This window comes from Sinimarinibacterium flocculans (assembly GCF_003201205.1).
Classification (GTDB): domain Bacteria; phylum Pseudomonadota; class Gammaproteobacteria; order Nevskiales; family Nevskiaceae; genus Solimonas; species Solimonas flocculans.
This window is the reverse complement of the sequence record NZ_QICN01000001.1, coordinates 718,943-743,685: the sequence shown is the minus strand read 5'-3', so window position 1 is coordinate 743,685 and position 24,743 is coordinate 718,943. Positions and strand designations below refer to the sequence as shown.

At 67.1% G+C, this 24,743-nt stretch carries 26 protein-coding genes; 13 read left to right on the top strand and 13 right to left on the bottom strand.

All coding sequences use genetic code 11. The features are described 5' to 3' along the window. Positions 1-5 precede the first annotated feature (5 nt). Both C8D93_RS03420 and C8D93_RS03415 read right to left on the bottom strand, forming a co-directional pair. On the bottom strand, positions 6-1,037 hold the full coding sequence (locus tag C8D93_RS03420; RefSeq protein WP_211307163.1) for a CBASS cGAMP-activated phospholipase: 1,032 nt from the start codon (positions 1,035-1,037) through the stop codon (positions 6-8). A gap of 295 nt (positions 1,038-1,332) precedes the next feature. Then, positions 1,333-4,242 (bottom strand): Tn3 family transposase, encoded by a 2,910-nt coding sequence (locus tag C8D93_RS03415; RefSeq protein WP_110263731.1) that lies wholly within the window; start codon positions 4,240-4,242, stop codon positions 1,333-1,335. A 441-nt stretch (positions 4,243-4,683) separates the two neighbouring features. Between C8D93_RS03415 and C8D93_RS03410 the strand changes: the two genes are divergently transcribed. Beyond that, positions 4,684-5,124: an SWIB/MDM2 domain-containing protein gene (locus C8D93_RS03410; protein ID WP_110263730.1), complete on the top strand. Its 441-nt coding sequence runs from the start codon at positions 4,684-4,686 to the stop codon at positions 5,122-5,124. A gap of 193 nt (positions 5,125-5,317) precedes the next feature. Further along, on the top strand, positions 5,318-6,385 hold the full coding sequence (locus C8D93_RS03405; RefSeq protein ID WP_170123870.1) for a cyclic nucleotide-binding domain-containing protein: 1,068 nt from the start codon (positions 5,318-5,320) through the stop codon (positions 6,383-6,385). Positions 6,386-6,391: 6 nt separating this feature from the next. On the opposite strand, the gene C8D93_RS03400 is transcribed toward C8D93_RS03405, so the two are convergent. The 11 genes from C8D93_RS03400 to rrtA form a co-directional block, all read right to left on the bottom strand. Continuing rightward, positions 6,392-6,754, bottom strand: coding sequence for a PilZ domain-containing protein (locus tag C8D93_RS03400; protein WP_110263728.1), 363 nt, complete (start codon positions 6,752-6,754; stop codon positions 6,392-6,394). 66 nt (positions 6,755-6,820) lie between these two features. Then, positions 6,821-7,843, bottom strand: coding sequence for a DNA polymerase III delta subunit-related protein (locus C8D93_RS03395; RefSeq protein WP_170123869.1), 1,023 nt, complete (start codon positions 7,841-7,843; stop codon positions 6,821-6,823). Beyond that, positions 7,840-8,454 carry a dTMP kinase gene (gene tmk, locus C8D93_RS03390; RefSeq protein ID WP_110263726.1) on the bottom strand — a complete coding sequence of 205 codons (615 nt, stop codon included), beginning with the start codon at positions 8,452-8,454 and terminating at the stop codon, positions 7,840-7,842. Before tmk ends, C8D93_RS03395 begins: the two co-directional genes overlap by 4 nt. A 12-nt stretch (positions 8,455-8,466) precedes the next feature. Next, positions 8,467-9,468, bottom strand: a complete 1,002-nt coding sequence (mltG, locus tag C8D93_RS03385; RefSeq protein ID WP_110263725.1) for an endolytic transglycosylase MltG — start codon at positions 9,466-9,468, stop codon at positions 8,467-8,469. Between the two features lie 7 nt (positions 9,469-9,475). Beyond that, the gene (gene pabC / locus C8D93_RS03380; RefSeq protein ID WP_110263724.1) at positions 9,476-10,309 is read right to left on the bottom strand and encodes an aminodeoxychorismate lyase; all 834 of its coding nucleotides are present in this window, start codon (positions 10,307-10,309) and stop codon (positions 9,476-9,478) included. Then, the gene (locus C8D93_RS03375; RefSeq protein ID WP_245903799.1) at positions 10,306-11,661 is read right to left on the bottom strand and encodes an aminodeoxychorismate synthase component I; all 1,356 of its coding nucleotides are present in this window, start codon (positions 11,659-11,661) and stop codon (positions 10,306-10,308) included. The genes pabC and C8D93_RS03375 overlap by 4 nt, the downstream gene beginning before the upstream one ends. A gap of 19 nt (positions 11,662-11,680) precedes the next feature. Beyond that, positions 11,681-12,922, bottom strand: coding sequence for a beta-ketoacyl-ACP synthase II (gene fabF / locus C8D93_RS03370; RefSeq protein ID WP_110263723.1), 1,242 nt, complete (start codon positions 12,920-12,922; stop codon positions 11,681-11,683). 52 nt (positions 12,923-12,974) lie between these two features. Next, positions 12,975-13,220 (bottom strand): acyl carrier protein, encoded by a 246-nt coding sequence (gene acpP, locus C8D93_RS03365; RefSeq protein WP_110263722.1) that lies wholly within the window; start codon positions 13,218-13,220, stop codon positions 12,975-12,977. 121 nt (positions 13,221-13,341) lie between these two features. Then, on the bottom strand, positions 13,342-14,082 hold the full coding sequence (fabG, locus tag C8D93_RS03360) for a 3-oxoacyl-ACP reductase FabG (RefSeq protein ID WP_110263721.1): 741 nt from the start codon (positions 14,080-14,082) through the stop codon (positions 13,342-13,344). Between the two features lie 100 nt (positions 14,083-14,182). Then, a complete protein-coding gene (gene fabD, locus C8D93_RS03355) occupies positions 14,183-15,115 on the bottom strand; it encodes an ACP S-malonyltransferase (RefSeq protein WP_170123868.1) in 933 nt (310 codons plus the stop codon). Beyond that, positions 15,112-15,684, bottom strand: coding sequence for a rhombosortase (gene rrtA, locus C8D93_RS03350; RefSeq protein WP_245903807.1), 573 nt, complete (start codon positions 15,682-15,684; stop codon positions 15,112-15,114). The genes fabD and rrtA overlap by 4 nt, the downstream gene beginning before the upstream one ends. Before the next feature lie 138 nt (positions 15,685-15,822). Here rrtA and gspG point away from each other — a divergent pair, with 138 nt between their 5' ends. Genes gspG through C8D93_RS03295 form a run of 11 tightly spaced genes read left to right on the top strand, consistent with a single transcriptional unit; the run spans position 15,823 to position 24,559 of the window. Beyond that, entirely contained in the window at positions 15,823-16,266 is a 444-nt protein-coding gene (gene gspG, locus C8D93_RS03345) for a type II secretion system major pseudopilin GspG (protein WP_110263719.1), read from the top strand. A 29-nt stretch (positions 16,267-16,295) separates the two neighbouring features. After that, positions 16,296-16,892: a type II secretion system minor pseudopilin GspH gene (gene gspH / locus C8D93_RS03340; RefSeq protein WP_110263718.1), complete on the top strand. Its 597-nt coding sequence runs from the start codon at positions 16,296-16,298 to the stop codon at positions 16,890-16,892. Continuing rightward, complete coding sequence (gene gspI, locus C8D93_RS03335; RefSeq protein WP_245903798.1) at positions 16,889-17,260, top strand: type II secretion system minor pseudopilin GspI; 372 nt, start codon at positions 16,889-16,891, stop codon at positions 17,258-17,260. The genes gspH and gspI overlap by 4 nt, the downstream gene beginning before the upstream one ends. Further along, the gene (gene gspJ / locus C8D93_RS03330; protein WP_110263717.1) at positions 17,257-18,012 is read left to right on the top strand and encodes a type II secretion system minor pseudopilin GspJ; all 756 of its coding nucleotides are present in this window, start codon (positions 17,257-17,259) and stop codon (positions 18,010-18,012) included. The genes gspI and gspJ overlap by 4 nt, the downstream gene beginning before the upstream one ends. Next, a complete protein-coding gene (gene gspK / locus C8D93_RS03325; protein ID WP_110263716.1) occupies positions 18,012-18,971 on the top strand; it encodes a type II secretion system minor pseudopilin GspK in 960 nt (319 codons plus the stop codon). Before gspJ ends, gspK begins: the two co-directional genes overlap by 1 nt. A gap of 23 nt (positions 18,972-18,994) precedes the next feature. Beyond that, positions 18,995-20,176: a type II secretion system protein GspL gene (gene gspL, locus C8D93_RS03320; protein ID WP_146216495.1), complete on the top strand. Its 1,182-nt coding sequence runs from the start codon at positions 18,995-18,997 to the stop codon at positions 20,174-20,176. Next, positions 20,173-20,667, top strand: coding sequence for a type II secretion system protein M (locus C8D93_RS03315; protein WP_110263714.1), 495 nt, complete (start codon positions 20,173-20,175; stop codon positions 20,665-20,667). The genes gspL and C8D93_RS03315 overlap by 4 nt, the downstream gene beginning before the upstream one ends. Positions 20,668-20,671: 4 nt before the next feature. Continuing rightward, positions 20,672-21,514 carry a type II secretion system protein N gene (locus tag C8D93_RS03310; RefSeq protein WP_110263713.1) on the top strand — a complete coding sequence of 281 codons (843 nt, stop codon included), beginning with the start codon at positions 20,672-20,674 and terminating at the stop codon, positions 21,512-21,514. Then, entirely contained in the window at positions 21,511-21,954 is a 444-nt protein-coding gene (locus C8D93_RS03305; protein ID WP_110263712.1) for an NUDIX hydrolase, read from the top strand. Before C8D93_RS03310 ends, C8D93_RS03305 begins: the two co-directional genes overlap by 4 nt. A gap of 26 nt (positions 21,955-21,980) precedes the next feature. After that, positions 21,981-23,075 (top strand): tRNA 2-thiouridine(34) synthase MnmA, encoded by a 1,095-nt coding sequence (mnmA, locus tag C8D93_RS03300; protein ID WP_110263711.1) that lies wholly within the window; start codon positions 21,981-21,983, stop codon positions 23,073-23,075. A gap of 47 nt (positions 23,076-23,122) precedes the next feature. Next, complete coding sequence (locus C8D93_RS03295) at positions 23,123-24,559, top strand: TolB family protein (RefSeq protein ID WP_110263710.1); 1,437 nt, start codon at positions 23,123-23,125, stop codon at positions 24,557-24,559. Positions 24,560-24,743: the final 184 nt, after the last annotated feature.

Below are 24,743 nucleotides of genomic sequence, written 5' to 3'. Positions count from 1 at the left end.
TATCTCTACTGGGGGGATTTTTCGGTGTGAAAGAACTGCGGGGCTGGAGCAGCGTGTTGCAGGTACCGCCTGAAATCCGGATTCCCGAGGCAGGTCTTCGATGCTTCACTAGCGGAACCCAGCAGCGCCTCCCGCGCAGCGGCATCGGTCTTGTCCAACGCGACGGCTTTGGCCTTCTCGTCGGTCAGCGTCTCGTCGACATGGATGTATCGTTGATCAAGCCGATGGCTCAGCATGAACTGCGTAGTAGACTCCTGAATCGAAATCGCCAGACCGAAAAGGCGCTTTGGCGCATTCGCCGGAAACCATCCGCCCCAATCCCAGGTGCCTCCGCTGCGATTTCGCGAGGGATTGACTGTGAACCGCGACGACATGGTTCCAATCGATACGGCCCAGACGTTGTCGGCCCTCTGGCCCAGAAATTTTTCAGCTTCGTGCAAAGCCAGCAGGCCAGGGGCGTTCGCATACAAGCCGCCATCAACGTATTGGCTGTTCTCGAACACGTGCCGCGGGAAGTACATCGGCGCGGCGCTTGTCGCTAGAGCGATATCGACGAGTCGCAGTCGATGATCACCGACGAAGTTAGGGTGATGGGAAGTTTTGAAGATGACGGGCTTGCCCGTGCTGTAATTGATCGATGGGACGATCACACGATGCTTGCATGCCGACAGCAGCCGCCCCCCGAACAGCTCGTCCTGCTGCAGCAAGTCTCGGAGTCGCTCGGCCGTGTAGGTGGATTTCAACGTGCCGAGAAGCGTCAACCGGCGCCTTGAGAAGATCTCGGCACCGTGCCTCTCGAATAAGCGAACCATGTCGCTTGCTGGAATTTCCATTGCAAGCGCCAGCGCGAGAATTCCGCCTATCGATGTGCCAGCCAGAAGATCGACTCGGGTGGCGACGGGGCTGCCGATGTGTTGCTCGATGTCTGCAAGGATCTTCGCGGTGAACAGTCCGCGAAATCCGCCGCCGGACAGCGCGAGAATCTGAAAGCGATCAGACCGCGCTGAATCCGTGCTGGCAGCTGTCGTGGTTTGCACCATTACTCCCCAAGGGCCGATTCGCGGACTGGGGCACAAGGGGTTGTGTCGGCAGCTACCCGCAGTAGCTACATATTGTGATTGGCCGCAATAGATCAAGGGGTTCGCGGTACAAATAACATATGTCCATGTATCTATTGACTATTATTGCCATTCGAGCCGCGGCAGAGGGCAGAACTGGCGAGCAAGGTGGCGAAGTTGAGCGGCTTCGAAACCTTTCGACCGGGACAGGTTCGTCCGCCGACCGAAAAGCAGGCCTGCCTCAGTGTCGGGCCTCCCCTCCTTGACTTACATCCTATCCAACCTTGAGAGCCGGGCTGTCGATCAGCAGTGCCGCGCGGTAGCGCTCGATTGGGAACTTGAATGTCCCGCGGAAGTTCACGCCCTCCCACCGGTTCGGCAGGGTGTGGCGAAGCACGTCGTCGGAGATCGAAATGCCTTTGGCTCGAAGCGCCTTCACGGCGCCCTGCATGCGGTAGGCGTACCAGGCAATGACGATGTTGGTCAGCAGCGTGAGTGCGCTTGAGATCGCAATGAGCTCCTCGGGCCGACGGCCGCGGTCATGGCGTATCGAATTCAGGTGGATCGCGTGCTGAAGGGTGTGAACAGACTCTCCACGATTCAGCACGCGATAGATCTCTCTGCGAAACAGAGGGTCCGTGAAGAAAATGCTGAGGTAGTTCGTTCGGCACAGGCGGCCGAGCGTCCTGCCGGCGTTGTAGATGGGGTCACCCTGAGCTACTGAGCCGAAACGCTGAAGCGCGGTCACAGCACTGACGGTTCCGTTGCTGATCGACGCGACGACGCGAACAAACTCATCCCACTGGTCTCGTACAACGTCGAGGTTCAACGTCCTATCAACAACGATTTTGATGTTCTCGGGAACGTCCATGTCCTTTGGCACGATGAGCCGTCGCTCTCGGAGATTCCTCAGCCGCGGGCAGAGATCGAAACCCAGCGCCCGTGCAACGGCCATAGCAAAGTCCGTATAGCCGTGCGTATCGACCCCCAACCGTTCGAGCTCGATCTCTGTCTGACGCAGCACGCCTTCAATCGCCGCACCGGCTTGGCGCTCCCCGAGCACAATAGGCATGTTGTGGATGATCGGGCTCTGGTCGTGAACATGGCTATACATGCCAATCGCAGGTACCTTGGTGCGGGGGTCTTTCCGCTGACACCAGAGGTGATGAGACGCTGCAAGCGCCATCATGTCAGCCGATGCCGACTTGCCATCCCCCCACAGCTTCGTGATGGGCAAGCTGCGTATGAACTCCAACACAACCTTGTTCGCCCTCTCAATGGCCGCGTCGTGCTCGAGTTCCTTCATCCAGGATGATATGTCGCCGACTGACAGCTCTGGAATCATGAGCGCAACGCCAATTGCCGTGATGTCAGTGCCGAGGCCGAGCAACCCGCCATAGGGTTTGAGCACGTCAAGATCAGTCCGCGGTCGGCGCCCAGCAAGCTCCGTTGAGAAGTGGGTCTTCGAGTCGACATCCAGCATCAACTCGGGTAGCTGAATCTTCCCGATCTCCTCCTCGAAAAGCGAATTAACCGCCGCGATCTCGGGGGGTACGGGCTCAGCTTCGAGAGCGTCGAGACCAATGTCTCGTTCGCGGATATGTATCTCGCCTGCCGCCTCAGCCTCGGCCACCGCTTTTAGCCCCAACCTCGCTTCTTCGATCATCGGGCCCAAGAATTCATCCGGGTCCCTCGACAAGCGCAGCTGGTTATAGTGGCGTGCCTTCTGCTTTTCCCACTTCTCGGATGAGATCAGAAGGTTGTCCCGGTCCCGATATGTGTCGCTATGATCGACCCAGGCACTGCCACGTCTGAAGGCCTTTCGAAGTTCGACCAACGTCGCAACCTCGAACGCGCGCATGGCGCGCTTCCTATCATCATCGTCAACAAGAGCCTGCCATTGCTTCGAGCAGTTGAACTTGCCTGCCGGAAGTTCCGTTGTTTCCTTGTCGTAGAGACCCCTGAGAATGCGCAGGCCCTCCACCGCGCGTTCATTGCCGACACCTTCGACTTTGAGCGTCGAGAGAGACCGCAACAATGGACGAACTTTGGGGTTGGACTCGGTGAGCTGCGCTCGTACAGCGGATGCTAGGCTAGGAAACAGCGTGGCCCCGAACATGTTCTGAATCTCGCGAATCTTCTTGCGAAGCTCCTCGGCGCTCATTGAATCGTCATTGTTGAATTCGAAGATGCTCGAGAGTGCTTGCCGATAGGTCAGCAACGTTTTCGCCTCGGACTTCTTCACCTTCTGCGTAGCGGAGCTGACCACATCCGAGGTCATCTTCCCACTCAGCTGGATGATGGTGTCGGTCGCTTGGTACAGAGTGACCTTCAGAAACGATACCAACAGCAACGCTTGCGTCACCGGCGCCAGGCGCTTGAACTGCGACGGGCTGCGATGCTGCATGGACAATGCAAAATCTCGTAGCCGCTCGATCGGTATGCTTTCGAGCTTGAGTTCGGCGACGCCCAGCTCTTTCAGGTATTCGACCTTCTCGAACATGACCTTCAGATTTTTCTGCGATCGTCGTCGCGGCGCTTGCTGCAGCCACTGAAGGTGCGTCTTTCCGTTCTTTCGATGCGAGAAAACGGCGTCAATCCAGCTCTGGCGGCGTTCTTCGGGGACCTCCTTGCATATGGCGACGTAGATTTCCTGCTCAGTGTCGTTCGACGCGCGAACGCAAATGTCACGCAGCGTCGAATGCGACGGAATCAGTAAGTTGCGGTCGTGGAGCCATTGACCAGCCATCGTCACAAGACGATCGACGTTACCTATGCCACGACTCGCGTCACGCATAGCGGCCAACAGCATTCGTTCCTGGCGATCGGTGTGGCTCTTCAAGTTCAGGTATTCAACCGCCCATACCTGATGCTCGATACGCGTGCGTTCACGGGTGTTGTACAGGGCGCGGAACGATGTGACCGCCGGCGGGGCTTCGCCGAGTTGGTCCGCTATGAACTTGACCAGTTCGCGAGGGATCGTGCGGAAACTTGTCAGCGTCCCGCCGGACATCCTGATAAAGCCGAGCTGGATACCAGCTGCGACTCGAAATCTGGTTCTGAACGCCTTCTTTATCGCGACGACATCTGCGTTACTGAGGTGAAAGAACTCCCCCAGCTCGAAGGCCGACAGGTCACCGGGGATGTGGCTGATGCCAAGAAATCGCTCACTCCACTGTCCCATGGCCGCCGCCCCGGTTGAGTCATCCTGAGCGATAGAGGCTACCGCCTGTTGGGGGCCCTGCCTACACCGGCTAGAAAGACCTTCGACGTCGGAATCAAACCATAAGCACTTGATTATCTTCGTTATTCTTGAACGACGACCGACAACTTATTGATTTTATTAGAAAGAGATAACGTCACTTTTTCCGCCGAAGTACAGATCACCCCCTTTCGGCGGTCGCATCGCTACCGACCGGTGTCGCCCCGGAAGCGTCGGAAGCGACCCGCGTCACCGAAGGGTGGAACGTCTTTCGCAGAGCGGGCACCGGCACCCCCGAATGCCCGGGGAACGACCGTCCGTCCGACAACGAAATAAAGGTGCAACAACTTGCACGATTGCGCTCGAAATAGAGCTAGCATACGGATGCCCGGCATGGGTGTGATCTACAGGGAGACTGGAGTTATGGCGAAGGCCAAGAAGGCAGCTGCGAAGAAGGTGGCAAAGAAGAAACCGGTCGCCAAGAAGGCACCGGCGAAGAAGGTGGCAAAGAAGCCGGCAGCGAAGAAGGCACCGGCGAAGAAGGCGGCCAAGAAGCCGGCAGCGAAGAAGACTGCCAAGAAGGCCGTGAAGAAAGCCGTCAAGAAGACCAAGCGCAAGGCCAGCCCTGCGCTGATGAAACCGATGACGCCCAGCGCGACGCTGGCGGTGGTGGTCGGCAACAAGCCGATGCCGCGCGGCCAGATCACGAAGAACCTGTGGGCGTACATCAAGAAGAACGGCCTGCAGGACAAAACCAACAAGCGTCAGATCAACGCCGACGACAAGCTCAAGGCGATCTTCGGCGGCAAGTCGAGCGTCAGCATGTTCGAGATGACCAAGCTGGTCAGCAAGCACATCAGCTGAGCTTCGATATCGAGGGCGGTGCGACATGGCCCGCCCTCGTCCTTCTTCCGGGCGGTTGCGTCGCAGCCCCGGACGCGCGGGACGGCCCCGCCGGCCTTTCGGCAACCCGCCGTGGACCCCGTGCTAGCATGCGAGCCTTGCTCCCCACGCCCGTGGCGGCATGCCTTGCGCAGCCCGGCCTCACCGCGCCTCCATGACCGAAAGCAAAGTCGACGCGTCGCTGTTCGCGAACTACGTACCGCTCAACGCGCTGCGGCCTGAGAGCCAGGCCGATCTCGCGCGAAAGTCCGTCGTGTCCACGGCGCGCGCCGGCGACAGCCTGTTCAAGCTCGGCGACAGCGCGGACCGCGCACTGTTCCTGATGTCCGGCGCACTGCAGCTCAAGGACGGCGACGGCAAGGTCGTGTCGACGATCCGTGCGGGCGAGCCTTCGGCGATGCATCGCATCGCCCACCAGTCGCCGCGTCGCGTGACGGCGCAGTGCGCCACGGACGTGCGCTACCTGGCCATCGATGCCGGGCTGCTCGACGTGATGCTCACCTGGGACCAGACCGGATCTTTCGAAGTCGGCGAGCTCGTCGCCGGCGAGACCGAGACCGGCGGCGACGAGGACTGGATGACACGGCTGCTGCAGATGCGCACCTTCCAGCTCGTGCCGCCGTCGAACCTGCAGGCGATGTTCATGCGCATGCAGGAGGTGCAGGTCGAGCCCGGGCAGGTGATCGTGCGCCAGAACGATGCCGGCGACTATTTCTACGTCGTGATGTCCGGCCGCTTCATCGTCACGCGCGAACAGCCGAACCAGAAGCCCGTGCGCCTGGCGGAGCTGGAGACCGGCGCGTGCTTCGGCGAGGAGGCGCTGATTTCCGAGACGCGCCGCAATGCCACGGTGACGGCACTGGTGCGCGGCAAGCTGATGCGGCTGAGCAAGGACGACTTCCGCACGCTGCTCAACGATCCGCTGTCGCGTCGGATCGGCGCCGACGAGGCGACGGCGATGGTCGAGGGCGGCAGGGCACGCTGGCTCGACGTGCGGCTGCCCAGCGAGTTCCAGCGCGGCAGCCTGCCGGGAACGCTGAACCTGCCGCTCTACATGCTGCGGATGAAGCTTGGGCAGCTCGACGCCCAGCAGACCTGGATCGCCTGCTGCGACACCGGGCGACGCAGTTCGGTGGCAGCCTTCATCCTGACGCAGAAGGGCTTCGACGCCTACGTGCTCGACGGCGGCATTCCGGCGTCGAACCGCGGCGACGGCGCCTAGGCTGCACTACATCGTGTGCGTCGGCCGGTCGGCGCCCAGCGCGCCGGCAAGCAGGGTCTCGATCTTCTTCTGCGTGGTGCCGCCGTCCTGCGGGCTGAACTGCACGCCGATGCCCTGCACGCGCTTGTTCTGGGCACCCTTGGGCGTGAGCCAGACGACCTTGCCGGCCACCGGGATGCGCTCGGGGTTCTCCATCAGCGTCAGCAGGATGAAGACCTCGTCGCCGATGCGGTAGTCCTTGTTGGTCGGAATGAACAGGCCACCATTCTTGATGAACGGCATGTAGGCCACGTAAAGGGCCGCCTTGTCCTTGATGTTCAGGGTCAGGATTCCGGGCTGAGCGGTGCCCGTGCGTGGTGGTGTGCTCATCGCGATGTGCGGAACGGCGGTAGGACGCGCATGGGCGCACTTTATCAGTGTGGGCGCCGTTTTTCGTCAGCCGCTACCCAGGGCACGCGGCCCGAGCCTGAGCCACTGCACGAACAGCGACTCCAGCAGCAGCTGTGCCTGCGCATTGCCGGCGGCCAGGCGGTTGGCCTCGACGACCTCGTCGATCATCTGCATCCACGCGGCCGGCTCGCCCGCCCCTGCGGCCAGCACGCAGCTGCGGAACTGCGTGTGCAGCCAGCCGCAGGCCCAGCGCAGATGGCCGGCCACGGCGTCGCGATCGACGCTCGCCGCCGCGCTGACCGGATCCTTGCGGCGCCGGCCGACGGCCACCCAGAGATCCGCCCAGGCACGCTGCTCGGCGAGCGCATCACCGTTGGCGTAGGCCAGTGCCTGCAGCGGCGCACCGTGAGCGGCTGCGAGCGCATCCGTCCCCGCACGACCAAGCTGGGCGTCGAGCCAGGCCTGCGCCTCCGCCAGCGGCGGCATCCCCATGCGCACCCGCTGGCAGCGGCTGCGCAAGGTCGCCGGCAACGCCTGGGCACGCTCGCAGACCAGCAGCAGATGTGTCGCGGGCGGCGGTTCTTCCACGGTCTTGAGCAGCGCGTTGACACTGTTGGTGTTGAGCGCGTCGGCCGGTTCGATCAGCGCCGCGCGCGCCATTCCGTAGTGCGCCGACAGGGACAGCCGCTCGATCAGCTTGCGCGCGCCCTCGATGGCGATGTCGCGTCGCACGCTGTCTGTCTTCGGTTCCCAGTGCACCAGCGCCTGTTCGTACCGGCCATCCTCGGTCAGTGCCAGCCCGAGCAGCCCGTCGCGCCCCAGCAGCACGGCGTCCGGGTGCGCCCCGACCGCCAGCTGCTGGCAGCTCCGGCACTGCCCGCAGGCGTAACCGCTGCGCTGCTCGCAAAGCAGGAAGGCAATCAATGCACGGGCGAACCAGCGCTTGCCGACGCCGGCGGGGCCGCTCAGCAGCAGCGCATGCGGCAGGCGCTGCTGCAGGACCTGCGAGCTCAGGTCGAGCCACAGCGTCTGCTGCCAGGGCAGCGGCCGCAGCAAGGCGGCGCTCACAGACGCGCTCCGAGCACCGCATCGATCGCCGCGGCGACCTGCTCGGCGGAAACCGAGGCATCGACGACGACGCAGCGCTGCGGGGCCTGCCTGGCGCGCGCCAGGAAAATCTCGCGCACCCGCGCCATGTAGGCGAGCGCCTCGTCCTCGAAGCGATTGCCGACGCCGCGCGCCCGCGCCCGTTCGAGCCCCAGATCGGGCGGCAGGTCGAGCACCAGCGTCAGGTCCGGCATCGTCCCCGGGATGGCCAGCGCTTCCAGCGCAGCCAGATGAACGCCGTCGACGCCGCGCGCGCCCTGGTAGGCGTGACTGCTGTCGATGTAGCGGTCGCAGACGACGTCCGCGCCGCGCGCCAGCGCCGGCTCGATCAACGCGTGCACATGGGCAGCGCGCGCCGCGAACATCAGCAACAGCTCGGTCGCCGGCGTCATGCCCTCGTCCCAGCGATGCAGCACCAGTTCGCGCACGGCCTCGGCCAGCGGGGTGCCGCCGGGCTCGCGCGTCAGCACGACCTCGCGGCCCCGCGCCTGCAGCCAGTCGCGGACGTGGCGGGCCTGCGTCGACTTGCCACTGCCCTCGCCGCCCTCCAGCGTGATCAAGCGTCCGCGCATGATCCGGTTCCTTCAGCGCCTGAGCTGGTATTTGCGCACGGCCGCATTGTGCTCCTCAAGCGTTTCGGAGAACTGATGGGTGCCGTCTCCCCGGGAAACGAAGTACAGGCTCTTGCCCGGCGCCGGATGCAGGGCCGCACGGATCGACGCGCGTCCCGGCAGGCAGATCGGCGAGGGCGGCAGTCCCCAGCGCAGGTAGGTGTTGTAGTCGCCGTCGGTGCGCAGATGATCGCGGCGCAGATTGCCGTCGAAGGCCTCGCCGAGGCCATAGATCACGGTCGGGTCCGTCTGCAGGCGCATGCCGAGCTGCAGACGGCGCACGAACACGCCGGCCACTTCGTTGCGCTCGTGCTCCACGCCGGTTTCCTTCTCGACGATCGACGCCATCGTCAGGGCCTCTTCCGGCGTCGCGTACGGCAGGCCTTCTTCGCGCTGCGCCCATTCCTGCGCCAGTGTCCGCTCCATCATGTCGGCGGCGCGACGCAGGAAGGCGACGTCGGTCGTGTCCCGCGAGAAGCGATAGGTATCCGGAAACAGCCGCCCCTCGGGATGCACGCCTTCGCGGCCGATGGCCGCCATCACCGCCTCGCCATCGCCGGTTTCCAGCGTCTTTCGCAACTGCGGATGAGCGTGCACGGCCGCGAGGGCCTGGCGGAAGGTCCAGCCTTCGACCAGGCGGAGTTCGTACAGGATCGTGCGACCGTCGGCGATGAGCTGCAGCAGCCCGGCAGCCGACGTGCCCGCCGACACCGCGTATTCGCCGGCCTTGAGTTGCGTCGCCAGGCCGGTCAGGCGCGCGTAGACCTGCAGGTACCAGGCGCTGCGCGGCTGCGCCTCAAGCCAGCCGCTGTCGGCCACCTGCCGCACCAGTGCCGATGCCGAGGTGCCCGGCTCGACCATCAGCGTCGCGTCGTCACCGCTGCGCAGCGGAAGGTGCAGGACGCGGGCCGCGTCGATGACCAGGGCCGTCGTCGCGATGGCGAGCACCGCCAGCAGGCGAAACACCGTACGCATCGCGACCTCAGCCGACGTGATCGAGCACGAGCGGATGGCCGCTTTCGCGCATCAGCGCCCGCGTCACCGGGCCGGGGGCGCGCCAAGTCCGCGCCGCGAACTGGCGCAGCGGCCAGATGCCGATGACGGCGTTGCAGACGAAGGCTTCATCGGCGGCGAGCAGGTCGGCGGGATGCAGCACGGCTTCCCGTGCAGGCAGATTCATGCGGGCGGCGCAATCGAGGATTCGGTGGCGCATGATACCGGCGACGCCGCAACGATCCAGCATCGGCGTGATCAGACCGCCGTCGCGCACCGCGAACAGATTGCTGCGCGAGCCGCAGACCACGGCGCCGTCGCCGCGGCACATCAGCACTTCGTCGACGTCCGCCGCCCAGTCCCGCGACGCCAGCACCTGGTCGAGGCGGTTGAGATGCTTGATGCCGGCGAGCAGCGGTTGCTCCGACAGCCCGACCGTGCTGAGCGCCGCGACGACGCCTTCACGGTAGTCGGCAGCGCGGGGGGCCGGCGCCGGATAGGCCAGCACCCAGCGCTCGCCGGCGCGCTCGCGCGCCTGGTAGCCGCGTCCCCCCGCCCGTCGCGCCACGATGATCTTGGCGACAGCCTGCGACCGTCCGCGCATCAGCAGTGCGAGATCGTCCGCGAGCACCTGCCCGTCCGGAGGATCGAGCGAGAGCGCTGCGCAGTCGCGGACCAGCTTGTCGTGGTGCAAGGCCCAGTCGATGGCCGCGCCATCGCGCCACAACAGCGTGCGGAACACACCGTCGCCGTAGTGCAGCGCGCGCGATTGTGCCGTTCCAGCGTCGCAGAGGCGGCCCTCGTGCAGGGCCTCCACGCTCATGCCGCGGGCTCCAGCGCCATCAGCAGACCGCGTGCCTTCGCGCGCGTTTCCTCGAGTTCCGCCGACGCCTGCGAGTCGGCGACGATGCCGGCGCCGGCGCGCAGGCGCAGCGCGCCGCGGCGCCAGACCAGCGAACGGATCAGGATGTTGCAGTCGAGCTGCCCGTCGCGCGACAGATAGCCCATGCTGCCGGTATACGGCCCGCGGCCTTCGTTCTCGAGCTCGGCGATGATCTGCATGGCACGCACCTTGGGGCAGCCGGTGATCGTGCCGCCGGGGAACACCGCACGCAGCGCCGCCCCCGGGCCCACGCCGGCCCGCAGGCGTCCGCGGACGTTGGAGACGATGTGATGCACGTGCGCGTAGCTTTCCAGCGCCATCAGCTCGCTGACCTGCACCGTGCCCGGCATGCACACCCGCCCGAGGTCGTTGCGTTCCAGGTCGATGAGCATGACGTGCTCGGCGCGCTCCTTGACGTTGGCGAGCAGGCTGTCCCGCAACTCGCGATCCTCCTGCCCGGTACGGCCGCGCCTGCGGGTGCCGGCAATCGGCCGCGTCTGGGCGATGCCGTCGGCGATCTGCAGCAGGCGTTCCGGGGACGAGCTGACGACGGCTTCATCATTCCACAGCGCCAGCCCGGCGAACGGCGCCGGATTGGTCGCGCGCAGGCGCCGGTACAGGCTGGCGGCATCCACGGCATCGGCGATGCTGGCATCCCAGGGCCGCGACAGGTTGATCTGGAAGGCATCGCCGGCGCGCAGCCAGTCGAGGATGCGATCGACGCCATCAATGAAGCGCTGCGGCGCCTGCTCGTCCCAGACCGCGGCATGGTCCGGATCCGGCGGGGGATCGGACCCGGCTTCGACGGCGGCGGCGACATCGGCACGCAGACGTTCGAGGCCGGCCTCGTCCTCGCTGATCAGGTGCAGGCCTCCGCCGCTTCGGTCGCGCAGCACCGCCGCCGGGCAGCGTACGGCCAGCGCGTCGGGCAGCGCGTGCGGAGACGGCGGCAGCGCCAGCGTCGGCTCGACCCAGCGCGCCGCCTCGTAGCCCAGCAGGACGAACCAGCCGCCGACGAAAGGCAACGGCGACGCCGCTGCAGCCGGCGGGACGGTCGCCACCCAGCGGTCCAGCGCCTCGAAGAAGTTGTCCGACGGCGCTTGCGCGCCCGGGCCGGAGACGCCGTCGGCGGTACCGGTGAGCGCCTCGGAGCCGGCGGCGAACAGCAGGTCCCAGCGGCCGGACAGCGGATGGCCGGCGACGCTTTCGAGCAGGAAGGGATAGCGGCGCGGGGCGAGCCGGTGCAGCGTCAGCAGGTCGAGATCGGTCGCAACGACCGCATGCCGCAGCACCGTCGCCGACCGTGCCGCGTCAGGCCAGACGCTTGAGTGCGAGCGTGCCGTTGGTGCCGCCGAAGCCGAAGGAATTGGACAGCGCCACGTCGAGCTTCGCCTCGCGCGCCGTGTGCGGCACGTAGTCGAGATCGCAGCCTTCGCCCGGGTTGTCGAGATTGATCGTCGGCGGCAGCACCTGGTCGCGCAGGGCGAGCAGCGTAAACACGGCCTCGATGCCACCCGCCGCGCCGAGCAGGTGCCCGGTCATCGACTTCGTCGAGCTCACGGCCACCTTCGCGGCGTGGGCTCCGAGCGCTCCCTTGACCGCCAGCGTCTCGGCGATATCGCCGGCCGGCGTCGAGGTGCCGTGGGCGTTGATGTAATCGATGTCGTCCGGATTCAGGCCGGCGTCGCGCATGGCGTTGACCATGCACTGGCGGGCCCCGCGTCCGTCTTCCGGAGGCAGCGTGATGTGATAGGCGTCGCTGGACATGCCGAAGCCGACCACTTCTCCGTAGATCCGGGCGCCGCGCTTGCGCGCGGCCTCGAGTTCCTCGAGGACGACGACGCCGGCGCCGTCACCGAGCACGAAGCCGTCGCGGTCACGGTCCCAGGGCCGGCTCGCCCGCTGCGGTTCGTCGTTGCGGGTCGACAGCGCGCGGGCCTGGCAGAAGCCGGCCATGCCGGCCGGTGCCGAGCCGGCTTCCGCACCACCGGCGATGTAGACATCGGCGTCGCCCGACTGGATCAGGCGGGCGCCGAGCCCGATGCTGTGCGTGGCCGTCGTGCAGGCCGACACGACGGCGAAATTCGGTCCGGTGATCCCGAGGTCGATCGAGATGTAGCCGGAAATCATGTTGATGATCGAGGCCGGCACGAAGAACGGCGACACCTTGCGGGGGCCGCCTGCGTGCAGCTTGCCGCACTCCTCCTCGATGTTGCCGATACCCCCGATGCCCGAGCCGACGCAGACGCCGATGCGCTCGCGGTTGGCATCGTCGATCTCGAGCCCGGCGTCGCGGACCGCCTGCTTGGCGGCCGCGACGCCGTAATGGATGAAGGGATCGGTGCGCTTGATCTCCTTCGCCCCCATCCACTCCTCAGCCTTGAAATCGCGGATCAGCCCGGCGAAGCGGGTGCTGAACGCCGACGCATCGTAGGTGGTGATCGGTCCGATGCCGGACTGGCCGGCCAGGATGTTCTTCCACGCGGTATCGACATCGTTGCCCACGGGCGACACGATGCCGAGGCCGGTGACGACGACGCGTCTACGGCTCATGGGGCGAATCCTGATCTTGGAGGGTTGGGGGGCGGCGCGAGAACCCGGCTGTTCAGCCGGCCTGCGAGGTGTGCGCCTTGATGTAGTTGAGTACGTCCTGGAAGGTCACGATCTTCTCGGCTTCCTCGTCGGGGATGTCGATCTCGAACTCCTCTTCGAGCGCCATCACCAGTTCCACGGTGTCCAGCGAATCGGCGCCCAGATCTTCGACGAAGGAGGCCTCCGGCGTGATCTGATCCTCGCTGACCGACAACTGCTCAGCGATGATCTTCTTGACCTTCTCTTCAAGCGTACTCATGCGTCACTCCGCTGTGTTTATGGTGTGTAGAGCCGGCGTATTGTAGTGGAACCCGCCGGGTGAAACAGTAGATGGGCAAATGGCTTTCCGGCCAGATGTTTAGCGCTGATTTCGGCGTGCCTCACGCCATGTGCAGGCCACCGTTGACGTGCAGGGTCTCGCCGGTGATGTAACCGGCTTCAGGGGACGCCAGAAAGGCCACCGCCGCGGCGATGTCGTCCGGCGAACCGAGCCGCTGTGCCGGCACCCGCTCGAGCAGTCCGCGGCGCACGTCCTCGCCGAGCGCACGCGTCATGTCGGTCTCGATGAAGCCCGGCGCGACGACGTTCACGGTGATGCCGCGAGAACCGATCTCCTGCGCCAGCGCCTTCGAGAAGCCGACCAGTCCGGCCTTGGCCGCGCAGTAGTTCGCCTGTCCGGGATTGCCCATCTGTCCGACCACGGATCCGATGCTGACGATGCGACCGTAGCGCGCCTTCATCATGCCGCGCACCACGGCGCGCGACAGCCTGAAGACCGCGGTCAGGTCCGTTTCGAGCACGTCCGTCCAGTCCTCGTCCTTCATGCGCAGAAGCAGCGTATCGCGAGTCACGCCGGCGTTGTTGACGAGGATGGAGACCGCACCGACCTCCGCGAGCAACTGTTCGAGCGACTGCGCGTCGCGCACGTCGAGCACACGCCCCTGCCCGCCGCTCGCCTGCAGCGCCTCGCCGATGGCCTCGGCGCCCTTGTCGCTGGTGGCGGTACCGATGACCCGGGCACCGGCGGCGGCGAGCCGCAATGCGATCGCACGACCGATCCCGCGGCTGGCGCCGGTGACCAGTGCGGTCTGCCCGGACAACATGGATGTGCCTTCGCTCATCGACCTGCAGCGCTCCTTGACTCGGTTGTGGTCCCCGGGCGGTTCCGGAGCATGTGGGTTATCTGGATTTCCGACGCCTGCAGGATAGCAGAGCGCCGTGTCAGCCCGTCGTCACCGCGGCGCAGGCCTTGTCGAAGGCATCCGGCTCGTCGGTCGGCAGGGCGGGAACGCCCTTGGCAATGCGCTTGCCCAGTCCGCACAGGACCTTGCCCGGCCCGCACTCGACGAAGCCGGCGACACCGCCGGCGATCAGCGTCTCGATCGTCTGCGTCCAGCGCACGGGGCGGTGCAGCTGGTCGCGCAAGGCCGCGCGTATCGACGCGGGCTCGCGGCCGCTGCGCGCATCGAGGTTGTGGAACACCGGCACCGACGGCGTTCGCAGCGTGACCTCCCCCAGCGCGAGGTACAGCGCATCGGCCGCATCGCGCATCAGCGAACAGTGCGAAGGCACCGACATCGGCACCTTGACCGCCATGCGCGCACCCTGCGCCTTGGCGTTGGCGAGCACCCACTCCACCGCGGGCAGGTGACCGGCGACGACGACCTGGCCGGGGGAGTTGAAGTTCGCCGGTTCGAGCACGCCCTCGCCGGGATAGGCGGCACACAGCGCGTCGACCTGGGCATCGTCGAGGCCGATCACCGCGGCCATGCCGCCCTCGCCTTCGGGCACCGCGGACTGCATCAGCTGGCCGCGGCGCTCGACCAGGCGCAGGGCATCGGCGAAATCCAGCGCGCCGCCCGCCACCAGTGCGGCGTACTCGCCGAGGCTGTGTCCGGCCAGGGCCGACGGCGCCGGCAGCGACTGCGCCTGCCACAGGCGCCACAGCGCGATGTCGGCCGCGAGCAGCGCTGGCTGCGTGCGCTGCGTGCGCCCCAGCTCCTGCTCCGGTCCTTCACGCACCAGTACGGCCAGGTCCCATCCGAGCGCGTCCGAGGCTTCCTCGAACGTCTGCCGGACCACCGGTGCGGTATAGCCCCCCAGCATCCCGACCGATTGCGACCCCTGGCCGGGAAACAGCATCGCGTAGTTCATTCGTCGTCGTTTGGTATGGATGACGGCGCCGCCTCGTGACGGCGGCCTTCACGGCCGCCGAAGCTGCCGAAGACCGCGCCGTAGACGGCAGCGCTGAGCGTACCGAAGAGATGCGATTCGACGACGACCCGGCCGCCGATCGCGGCTTCGTCCGACAGCGGCGCGCCTGCGTACAGCTCCCAGCCGATCTTACCAAGAAGGTAGAGCAGGCAGCCGAGCGCGATCAGATCACCGCGCCGCACCTGCGGGGCCAGCCCCAGCAGGAACAGCCCGTGGATGACGCCGGACATGCCGACGTAGTGGACGAGCCCCGGAACGAACCACCACAGGCACAGGCTCATGCCGATCCCGATCAAGGCCACGCGGCGCAGCCAGATCCACAGCGACAACGGCTGCGGACACAGCAACACCAGCACCAGCACGCCCAGGGCGTTGAGCATCCAGTGGTACCAGCCCAGGTGGGCGAAGTTGCCGGTCAGCAGCCGCCACCACTGACCGTCGGCGATGGCGGCGCGGTCGAACGCCAACCACGTCCGTGCCCAGTCGCCGAGGAACTCCGCGACCAGCATCGCAGTCACAAGCGCACACGGACCGACCCACAGCGCGGCGGAGCGGTAGGACGACTCTGTTATGATCCGCGCCGCCCGCGCAGGCCCCCGTTCAGACCCTTCACCGGGCCCACCGATTTCGCTCATCCTGATTCGACAATGACGGACTTCCGGACGCTACGCGCACAACGCGGTTTCACGCTGATCGAGATCATGGTGGTCGTCGTGATTCTCGGCATTCTCGCGGCCGTCGTCGTGCCGCGCATTATGGACAGGCCGGACGACGCCCGCATCACGAAGGCCAAGCAGGACATCCGCGTGCTCGAGGCCCAGCTCAATCTCTACAAGCTGGACAACTACGTCTATCCGAGCACGCAGCAGGGCCTGGAGTCGCTGGTCAGCAAGCCCGGCGGCGAACCCGAGCCGCGCAACTACCGCAGCGGCGGCTACATCAAGACGCTGCCGAAGGACCCCTGGGGCAACGCCTACCAGTATCTCAATCCGGGCACGCGCAGCGAATTCGACCTGTTCTCGCTGGGGGCCGACAACCAGCCCGGCGGTGAAGGCGCCGCCGCGGACATCGGCAACTGGAACCTGAACTAGGGCCGGTTATCGCGATCCGGATCACGGCCATGGCAGCGAACCGGAGCTGCACCGCCGTCGCTGCGCCGGTTCGCGTTCCGCGCCTGATGCGCGGCTTCACGCTGGTCGAGGTGATGGTCGTGGTGCTGATCATCGGCATCATGCTGACCTTCGCGACGCTGTCCGTCGGTGATCGTGCCGCCGGCGACACGCTGGACCTCGAGGCCCGCCGGCTCGAAGAGCTGTTCCGGCTGGCGCTCGAGGAAGCCGAACTCAAGGGCTTCGAGATCGGCTTTCGCTACACCGAATCGCAATACCAGTTCCTCGCCGTCGGCGGCGAAGGACGCTGGGCGCCTATCGCCGAGGGACCGCTGCGGCCGCGACCGATTCCGCTGCCGCTGGAAATCCGCCTGCGCGTCGACGGCCGGCCGGTCCCGCCGGCGCAGGACCAGACGCCGCGGGCCGCCTCGCGTGAAGACGACGAGGCGCCGGAACTCGAACCGCAGGTCCTGTTCCTGTCGAGCGGCGAACTCACGCCATTCTCGCTCGACCTCACGGCGGCCGGTGTCGATGCCGCCCACCGGCTGTCCGGCGACCTGCTCGGCCGGCTGACGCTCGAACGCCTCGATCAGGACCGTCTGCTGTGAGACGCGATCGCGGCTTCACGCTGATCGAGATGGTCGCCGCGGTTGCGGTGCTGGCGATGGCCATGGCCGCGATCCTGTCCGGCATGGCGCGCTACGCCGACAACGCCGCGCACCTGCGCGAGCGCACAATGGCGCTGTGGGTCGCGCACAACCGCCTCACCGAGATCGAACTGCAGCCGGTGTGGCCGGATGTCGGCCGCTCGGACGGCGAGATGGAGCTGGCCGGTCAGACCTGGGAGTGGCGTGTCGAGGTTCTGGAGACGACCGACGACAAGCTCCGTCGCGTGAACATCCGCGTGCTGTCGCCGCGACGTGACGGCAACGCGGCGACGCTCTCGGCGTTTCTCGCCGACACGGGCCGGAAATGAGACGGCCGGTCGACCCGCGCTGCGCCGACCGCCGGCGGCAGGCCGGTTTCACGCTGCTGGAGCTGGTGGTGGTGATCGCCATCTTCGCGGTGTTCTCGCTGATGGCGTACGGCGGGCTCGACTCGGTGCTCAAGACACGTGCCCAGGTCGAGCAGGCGCAGGCGCGCATCGCGCAGCTGCAGAAGGCCTATCTGCGCCTGCGCAACGACCTGCAGCAGATCCGCTACCGGCCGGCCCGCGACGGCTTCGGCGACGCGCAGCCGGCCGTTCGCGCCGGCGAGCGCGGCTATCTCGAGTTGACGCGTGCGGGCTGGCGCAACCCGCTGCGCCTGCCGCGCGCCGGACTCGAACGCGTGGCCTACCGCTTCGAGGAGGGCGAGCTGATCCGCATGTCCTGGCGTGTCCTCGACCTTGCGCAGGACAGCGCCCCGGTGGAAGTCGTCCTGCTGGACCGCGTCGTGAGCCTGCGCTGGCGCTACCTCGACCAGGCCCGCGAGTGGCGCGACAGCTGGCCGGCCGAGATCGTCGACCAGCCGGAACTGGCCGAGCCGCCGCGCGCGATCGAGTTGACACTGGAGACCGAAGACCTCGGCGAGGTGTTCTATCTGTTCCGCATCGGTTCCGATTTCCCGACCATCCCGACGCGCTCGGGTGGCAGGCCAAACAATCCCGACGACCCCGGCGCAGGTCCGGGGCCAGGGCCCGGCCCGGGCCCGGGACCAGGCCCCGGGCCGGACACGCCGGACGAGTGATGGCGAACCCGCGCCCATTCCGTCGCCAGCGCGGCATCGCGCTGATCACCGCAGTACTCGTGGTGGCGCTCGCGGCGATGGCGTCCACCGCGATCCTGGTCTCGGCCAATATCGCGATCCGCCGCACTGCCAACCTGCAGGAGTCGGAGCTTGCGTGGTGGTATGCCGCGGGCGTCGAGTCCTGGGTCAAGTCCGTGCTCGAACGCGATCTCGACGACAACCGCATCGATGCGCTGACCGACCTCTGGGCGCAGCCGGTCGACTACCTGCCGATCGACGAGGGATTCGCGCGCGGCCAGGTGACGGACCTGCAGGGGCGCTTCAACCTCAACAATCTCGGCACGCCGGACACGACTGAGTACGAGCAGCAACTGCGGGTCTTCACGCGTCTGCTGGGCGTGCTCGACGTCGCCGACGACTACCAGGCCCGCGCGATCGGCGCCGCGATCCGCGACTGGATCGATGCCGACAGCGAGCCGACCGGGGCCGACGGCGCCGAGGACAACGACTACCTGCGGCTCGACCCGCCCTATCGCGCCGGCAACCGCATGATCACGAGTGTGTCGGAACTGCTCGCGATCCGCGGCATCACGCGCGAGATCTACCAGGCGCTCGCCGGCGTCGTCACCGCCGTGCCGCAGACCGGCGTGCCGATCAACGTCAACACGGCGCCGCTGCCGGTGCTGCTCGCGCTCGCCGCCGAGCCGCGCCCGGCCATCGAGACCTTTGCCGCCGAGCGCATCGAAAAGCCGGCGGAGGATGTGCAGGCGCTGTTCAGCGCGAGCGGCGTCTTCACCGCGGAGGACGCACCCTCCGGCATGATGTCCGTGAGCAGCAGCTTTTTCATGTTGCGCTCCGAAGTCTTCATAGGCAGCGGGCGGGTCGCCCTGTATAGTTTCTACTTCCGCCCGCCGGGAGCACCTCCGGCTGTCTACGGGCGCAGCACCGACGTCGAATAGTGCGCGAGACCCTCTACATACGCATGCGCGCGGCTGACCCCGCGGCGCCAACGGCTTACTGCATCGCCCGCGCCGATGCGGTGTCCTCGTTCCCGATCGAGCAGGCACCGCTAGAAACGCTGCTGCCGCTGGCCGCCGGACGCCGGGTCGTCGTGCTGGTGCCGTCGGCCGATGTTCGGCTGTGCACCGTGGCGGTGCCGGCGCGGCAGGCCGCGAAGGTCCTGCAGGCGGTGCCCTACGCGCTCGAGGACCAGCTCGCCGACGACGTCGAGACCCTGCACTTCGCGATCGGCGCGCGCGACGCGCAAGGCCAGTGGCCGGTGGCGGTGATCGCCAGGCAGCGCCTCGAGGAATACCTCGGGTTCTTTGCCGAACGCGGCGTGCGGCCGGACGCCCTGTATCCCGACATCCTCGCGCTGCCGATACCGGCCGAGGACCAGTTCAGCCTGCTCGTCGATGGCGATGAGGTGCTGGCGAGGACCTCGGGCAACACCGGCTTCGTCTGCGCGCGCGAAGACCTCGATCTGTGCCTGCAACTCGCCGATGCCGATCGCCAACGCCGCCTGCGCATCCTGATCGCGCGGGACCAGGACTTCGACCCCAGCACGCTGCCGTGGGCCGGCGAGCCCCTGCACGGATTCGCGCATCCGCTCGAGGCCCTGCTGCAGCACCTCGGTGACAGTGCGGCGATCGACCTGCTGCAGGGAGACTACTCCGCACGTCAGGACTGGCTGCGGCTGTGGCGCCCCTGGCGGCTGGCGGCGAGCCTCGCTGTTGTCGCGCTGGTGCTGGGCGCCACCCTGCATGGTGTGGAGGCCTGGCGCCTCGGTACCGAACTGCAGGCACTGAGCGAACGCAACCAGCAGCGCTACCGCGAGATCTTTCCCGAGGAAACGCGCATCGTCGACCTCGAGGCGCAGCTCGGCCAGCAGCTCGCACGCCTCGAGGGCGAGCCCGCGAGCGCGGAGCTGCTCGGCCTGATGAACGTCGCCGCGGAAGCGATCGGGGCGGTGCCGGATCTGCGTCTCGAGGCGCTGCAGTACCGCGACTCGGCGCTGTACGCGAGCATGCGTGCCGAAGGGCTGCAGGCGCTCGAACAGCTCAAGGCCTGGTTCGCACAAGGACGCGCGGCGCGTCTCGAGGTGCAGTCCGCCAACGCCGGCAGCGAAGGCGTACAGATCCGCATCAAGCTCACGCCGACATGAACCAGCTCTACGAACAGCTCCAGTCTTCGTTGCAGCAGCTGGCTCCGCGCGAGCGTCTGATCGTGCTCGGCGGCGCAGCCCTGTTGCTGCTCGTGCTGGTCTACCTGCTGGCCTGGGAACCCGTCGTCGATGCGCACCGGCAGCGGGCCGATGCGCTCGAACGCGCCCGCGCGCTCGCCACGCGCATCGAACAGGCCGCCGTGCTGGTGCGGGCGAACGGCGCCGGCAGCCGGGTCGATCGCAGCACCTCGCTGCTGGCAGCCGTCGACCGCACGAGTCGTTCGCCGCTGCTCGGCAAGCCGCCGTCGCGCGTGCAGCCGGAAGGCGATCGCGAGGTCAAGGTCTGGATCGAGGACGTCTCCTTCGACAACCTGCTGCGCTGGCTGCAGGACCTGGAAACCCGTTACGGCATCGGCGCCGCCACCGCGGAGATCGAGCGGGGTGCCCGCCCCGGGCAGGTCAGCGTGCGCCTGAGCCTCGTGCGGGAATGAGCGCATGAAGCTTCGATACGTCCTGATCGCCGCACTGCTCAGCTTTCTCGTCGGGCTGGTCGCGCACGCACCGGCAGCCTCGCTGCTCGGATGGTTTGCCGGCGACCGCATTCCGGTGCAGGCACACGGTGTCTCCGGCAGCCTGCTGTCCGGTGCGGCCACGCAGATATCAAGGGGACGCCAGGTCGTTGCGCGCGACCTGCGCTGGCGCTTCGCGCCCGCCAGCCTGCTGCTGGGGCGCGCCAGCTACGCGATCGCCACCGACAGCCCCCCTCTGCTGCTCGACGGCGTCGCCGGAATCGGTCTCGGCGGCATGGTGCGGCTGAAGGACACCCGCGCCAGCGGCGATCTGCGCTCGCTGGCAGGCATCGCCGGCCTGCCCTTCATTCCGGTGAACGGGCAAGTCGGCCTGGACCTCGTGTCGCTCAAGCTGGTTGACCAGTGGCCACGCTCTGCGCAGGGACGCCTGCAGGTGATCGGTCTGTCGTGGGCACTGGGCCGCGAGCCCGTGGTGCTGGGCGACTTCGAGGCGCAGATCGAAGACGCCGAAGACGGGATCGTCGCCAACGTCGGCACCCTCAAGGGAGCGGTCGAGGTGCGCGGCAGCGCACGCATGTCGAACGAAGGCGGCTACGACGTGGACCTGCAGCTGCGTGCGGCGCCCGATGCGCCGCCGATGGTCGGCAACCTGCTGCGCTCCCTGGGCCAGCCCGATGCCAGCGGTTATCACCGCATCCGGCAGACCGGCCGCGCGCGGCCGGCCACCGATGGCGCCGTGCCGGCCGAAGATGTCCAGACACCGGCGGCCGACGACGATCAGCGCCCCAGCTACCTGCTTCCCGGATGAACTGGTCACCGCACGTCGTCGTCGCCTGCGTCGTCGAGCGCGACGGCCGTTTCCTGATCGTCGAGGAACGGATCGCCGGCGAGATGCGCCTGAACCAGCCGGCCGGCCACTGGGAACAGGGAGAAACGCTGATCGAAGGTGCGCGCCGCGAAACGCTCGAGGAAACGCGCTGGGAAGTCGAGCCCACGCATGTGCTCGGCCTCTACCATGTCGACCCGCCGGGCCTGGGCTACGGCTTCCTGCGCATTGCCTTCGCGGCCGATGCGCGATGCGAGCGTTCCGAACTCGCCCTCGACGACGGCATCGCCCGCGCCCTCTGGCTGACGCGTGACGAGATCGCGGCCAGTCACGAGCGCCATCGCAGCCCGATGGTGCTGCGCTGCGTCGACGACTACCTCGCCGGCGTGCGCTACCCCCTGAGCCTGATCGCTCACCTGTAGCGACCGTGGCTGCTGCGCCGACATCCGTGAGCCGGCATGCCCGGGCAGACGGCCGTCACGTGATCGTCGGCCTGTCCGGAGGCGTCGATTCCGCGGTCAGCGCCTGGCTGCTACGCGAGCAGGGCTATCGCGTCTCGGGCGTGTTCATGAGCAACTGGACCGAGGACGAGCAGGGTTACTGCACGGCGGCCGAGGACTTCCAGGATGCGCGTCGCGTCTGCGAGGAGCTCGACATCCCGCTGCATCGCGTCGACTTCTCCGCCGAATACCGGGACCGCGTGTTCCAGCGCTTCCTCGCCGACTACGCCGCCGGCAAGACGCCGAATCCCGACATGCTGTGCAACCGCGAGATCAAGTTCCAGCCGTTTCGCGAATACGCGCTGCGCCTGGGCGCCGACGACATCGCCACCGGACACTACGCGCGCATCCGTCACGGCGACGACGGCCCGGAACTGCGGCTCGCCGCCGACGGCAACAAGGACCAGACCTACTTTCTCGCCGCGGTGCGACGCGAGCATCTGCATCGCACGATGTTTCCGATCGGGGAGCTGACCAAGCCGCAGGTCCGCGAGCTGGCGACGCGCGCCGGTTTGCCGGTCCATCGCAAGAAGGATTCGACCGGCATCTGCTTCATCGGCGAGCGCGAGTTCCGCGACTTTCTCGGACGTTATCTGCAGCCGGATCCGGGCCCGATCGTCGACGACCGCGGTCGACAGGTCGGCACGCACCAGGGCCTGATGTACTACACGCTCGGCCAGCGTCGCGGACTCGGGATCGGCGGCCGGCGCGATGCGCGCGAGGCGCCGTGGTACGTCGTCGCGAAGGATGCCTCGCGCAACATCCTGACGGCCTCGCAGGATCCCTCGCATCCGCTGCTGATGTCTCGGCGGCTGCGCACTGCGGGCTTCAACTGGCTCGCGTCACCCCCGGCACCCGATGCGCCGCTGCTCGCCCGCATCCGTCATCGCCAGTCGCCCCAGCCGTGCCGCGCGCGATTCGACGCCGAGGGTGTCGTCGTCGACTTCGCATCGCCGCAACGTGCCGTCGTCGCCGGGCAGTACTGCGTGCTCTACGACGGTCCGCGCTGCCTCGGCGCGGGCGAAATTCTGGAAGCGGTCTGATAGGCTTCCCCGCGTACGTACGGGGATTTCAGTCAGGGGTGGGGGAAATGAAGAGTCATGCAGGCCTGCTTGCGGCCGTCTGCGCAGGAACGCTTGCGGCCTGCGCGAGCGCGCCGCCGGAAAACGTCAGGCTGCAGTCGCGACTGACGAGCTATGTCGGCCGCGACGGCGTCGGCGTTCGCGAAGTGCAGGTGCGATCCTGGGGCGACGTCACCGACGTGGGCGTTCCCGCGGCCGCGCTGATCTGGCGACTCGACGCGGATGAGCGCTACATCGACGGCCTCACGCTGGCCACGAACGGTTCGCTGATGGCCTTCCCGCTGTTGTCCGAGCGCCCGGACGATCCGGCGGAAGAGACCGACGGCAAGAAGAAGAAAAAGGACGACGACTCGCCGCGACGCCCCGGTGTATCCAGCCTCGTGGCACTGCGCTTCGCCACCGAGGGCATCACGCAGATCACGCCCGGACAGTCGCTCGACCTGTTCCCCGCCTTCGGGCCGGACAGCACACTGACGTTCTCCTCGAATCGGATCCGCCCGAACGGGGTCGACCTGTTCCGGATTTCCGCGGAGCGCCCAGGCGGCATCGCCGTGGTCCGTCAGACTTCGGACGCCCAGCTCTCGTCGCCGAGCGTTGCCGACGACGGCACGATGAGCTACAGCTACCTGCCCCGTTACGCCGGCGCCGGCAACAGCCAGATCTGGGCACTGGGCGGAAGCCTGGTCTATCCGGTGCTGCTGCGCGAAGGCAGCGATCCGGCGATCTCCCCTTCCGGCGAAGAGATCGCCTTCGTCGGCACCAACGGACAGATCTGGGCGATGCCCACCAGCGGCGTCAATCCGGTCCAGCTCACCTTCGGCAAGATTCCGCTCGATGCCAACGGACGGCGCCTGCCGAAGCGGCATCCGCACTGGAGCCCGGACGGCAAGTACGTGGTCTTCGCTGCGGCCGACGGCCGCGACGCCGACGGTGTCCACAACTACGATGTCTGGATCGTGTCGCGCCTCGGCGGCGACGGCATGCAGCTCACGACCAACGGCTCCCACGACGTCTTCCCGCGGGTGTCGCCGTCGGGCGCCTGGATCTACTTCGTCTCCAACCGCGGTTTCGGCGACGGCATCTGGCGCATTCCGCACCCGCACGCGGCAGCGCCGGCCGAGCCGGTCGTCGAGCCGGCGGTCCTCGAACCGGTGCCGGAGATCTCCCTGCAGCCCCCCGCTGCAACATCCGAGCCGGCATCCGAGACCGATGTCTTCAGCGAGCCCGTCTTCACCGAAGACGCGCCCGACTTGCCGCCGGGCGACGAGCCCCCCGCAATGACCGAAGACCTGTCCGAGCCGGCCGACGACAGCGCACCCGGGCTGGACGGCGAGCCGTCGTCTGCCGATGCGATGTCCGACGAAACGGCGGCCGAGCCGGCCGTCGACGAAGCGCCTCCGGCGGTGGACGACGCGACCGCAGGGGCGACGCCGGCGGATACCTGAGTGTGGTTCGACATCCGCCGCCGCTGCCGTGGCGCGGACGATCCGGGTGCCTGAACCCGTTGCCTCACGCCGCACCGGCAGGACCGGGCCGGACCTTGTTTCCGCTATAATTTCGCCCCCCATTCGCACCCGCCGGGTGCGAGCGCTGACCTCAAGCCATCCCCTCAAGACTTCCGGGAGTCCC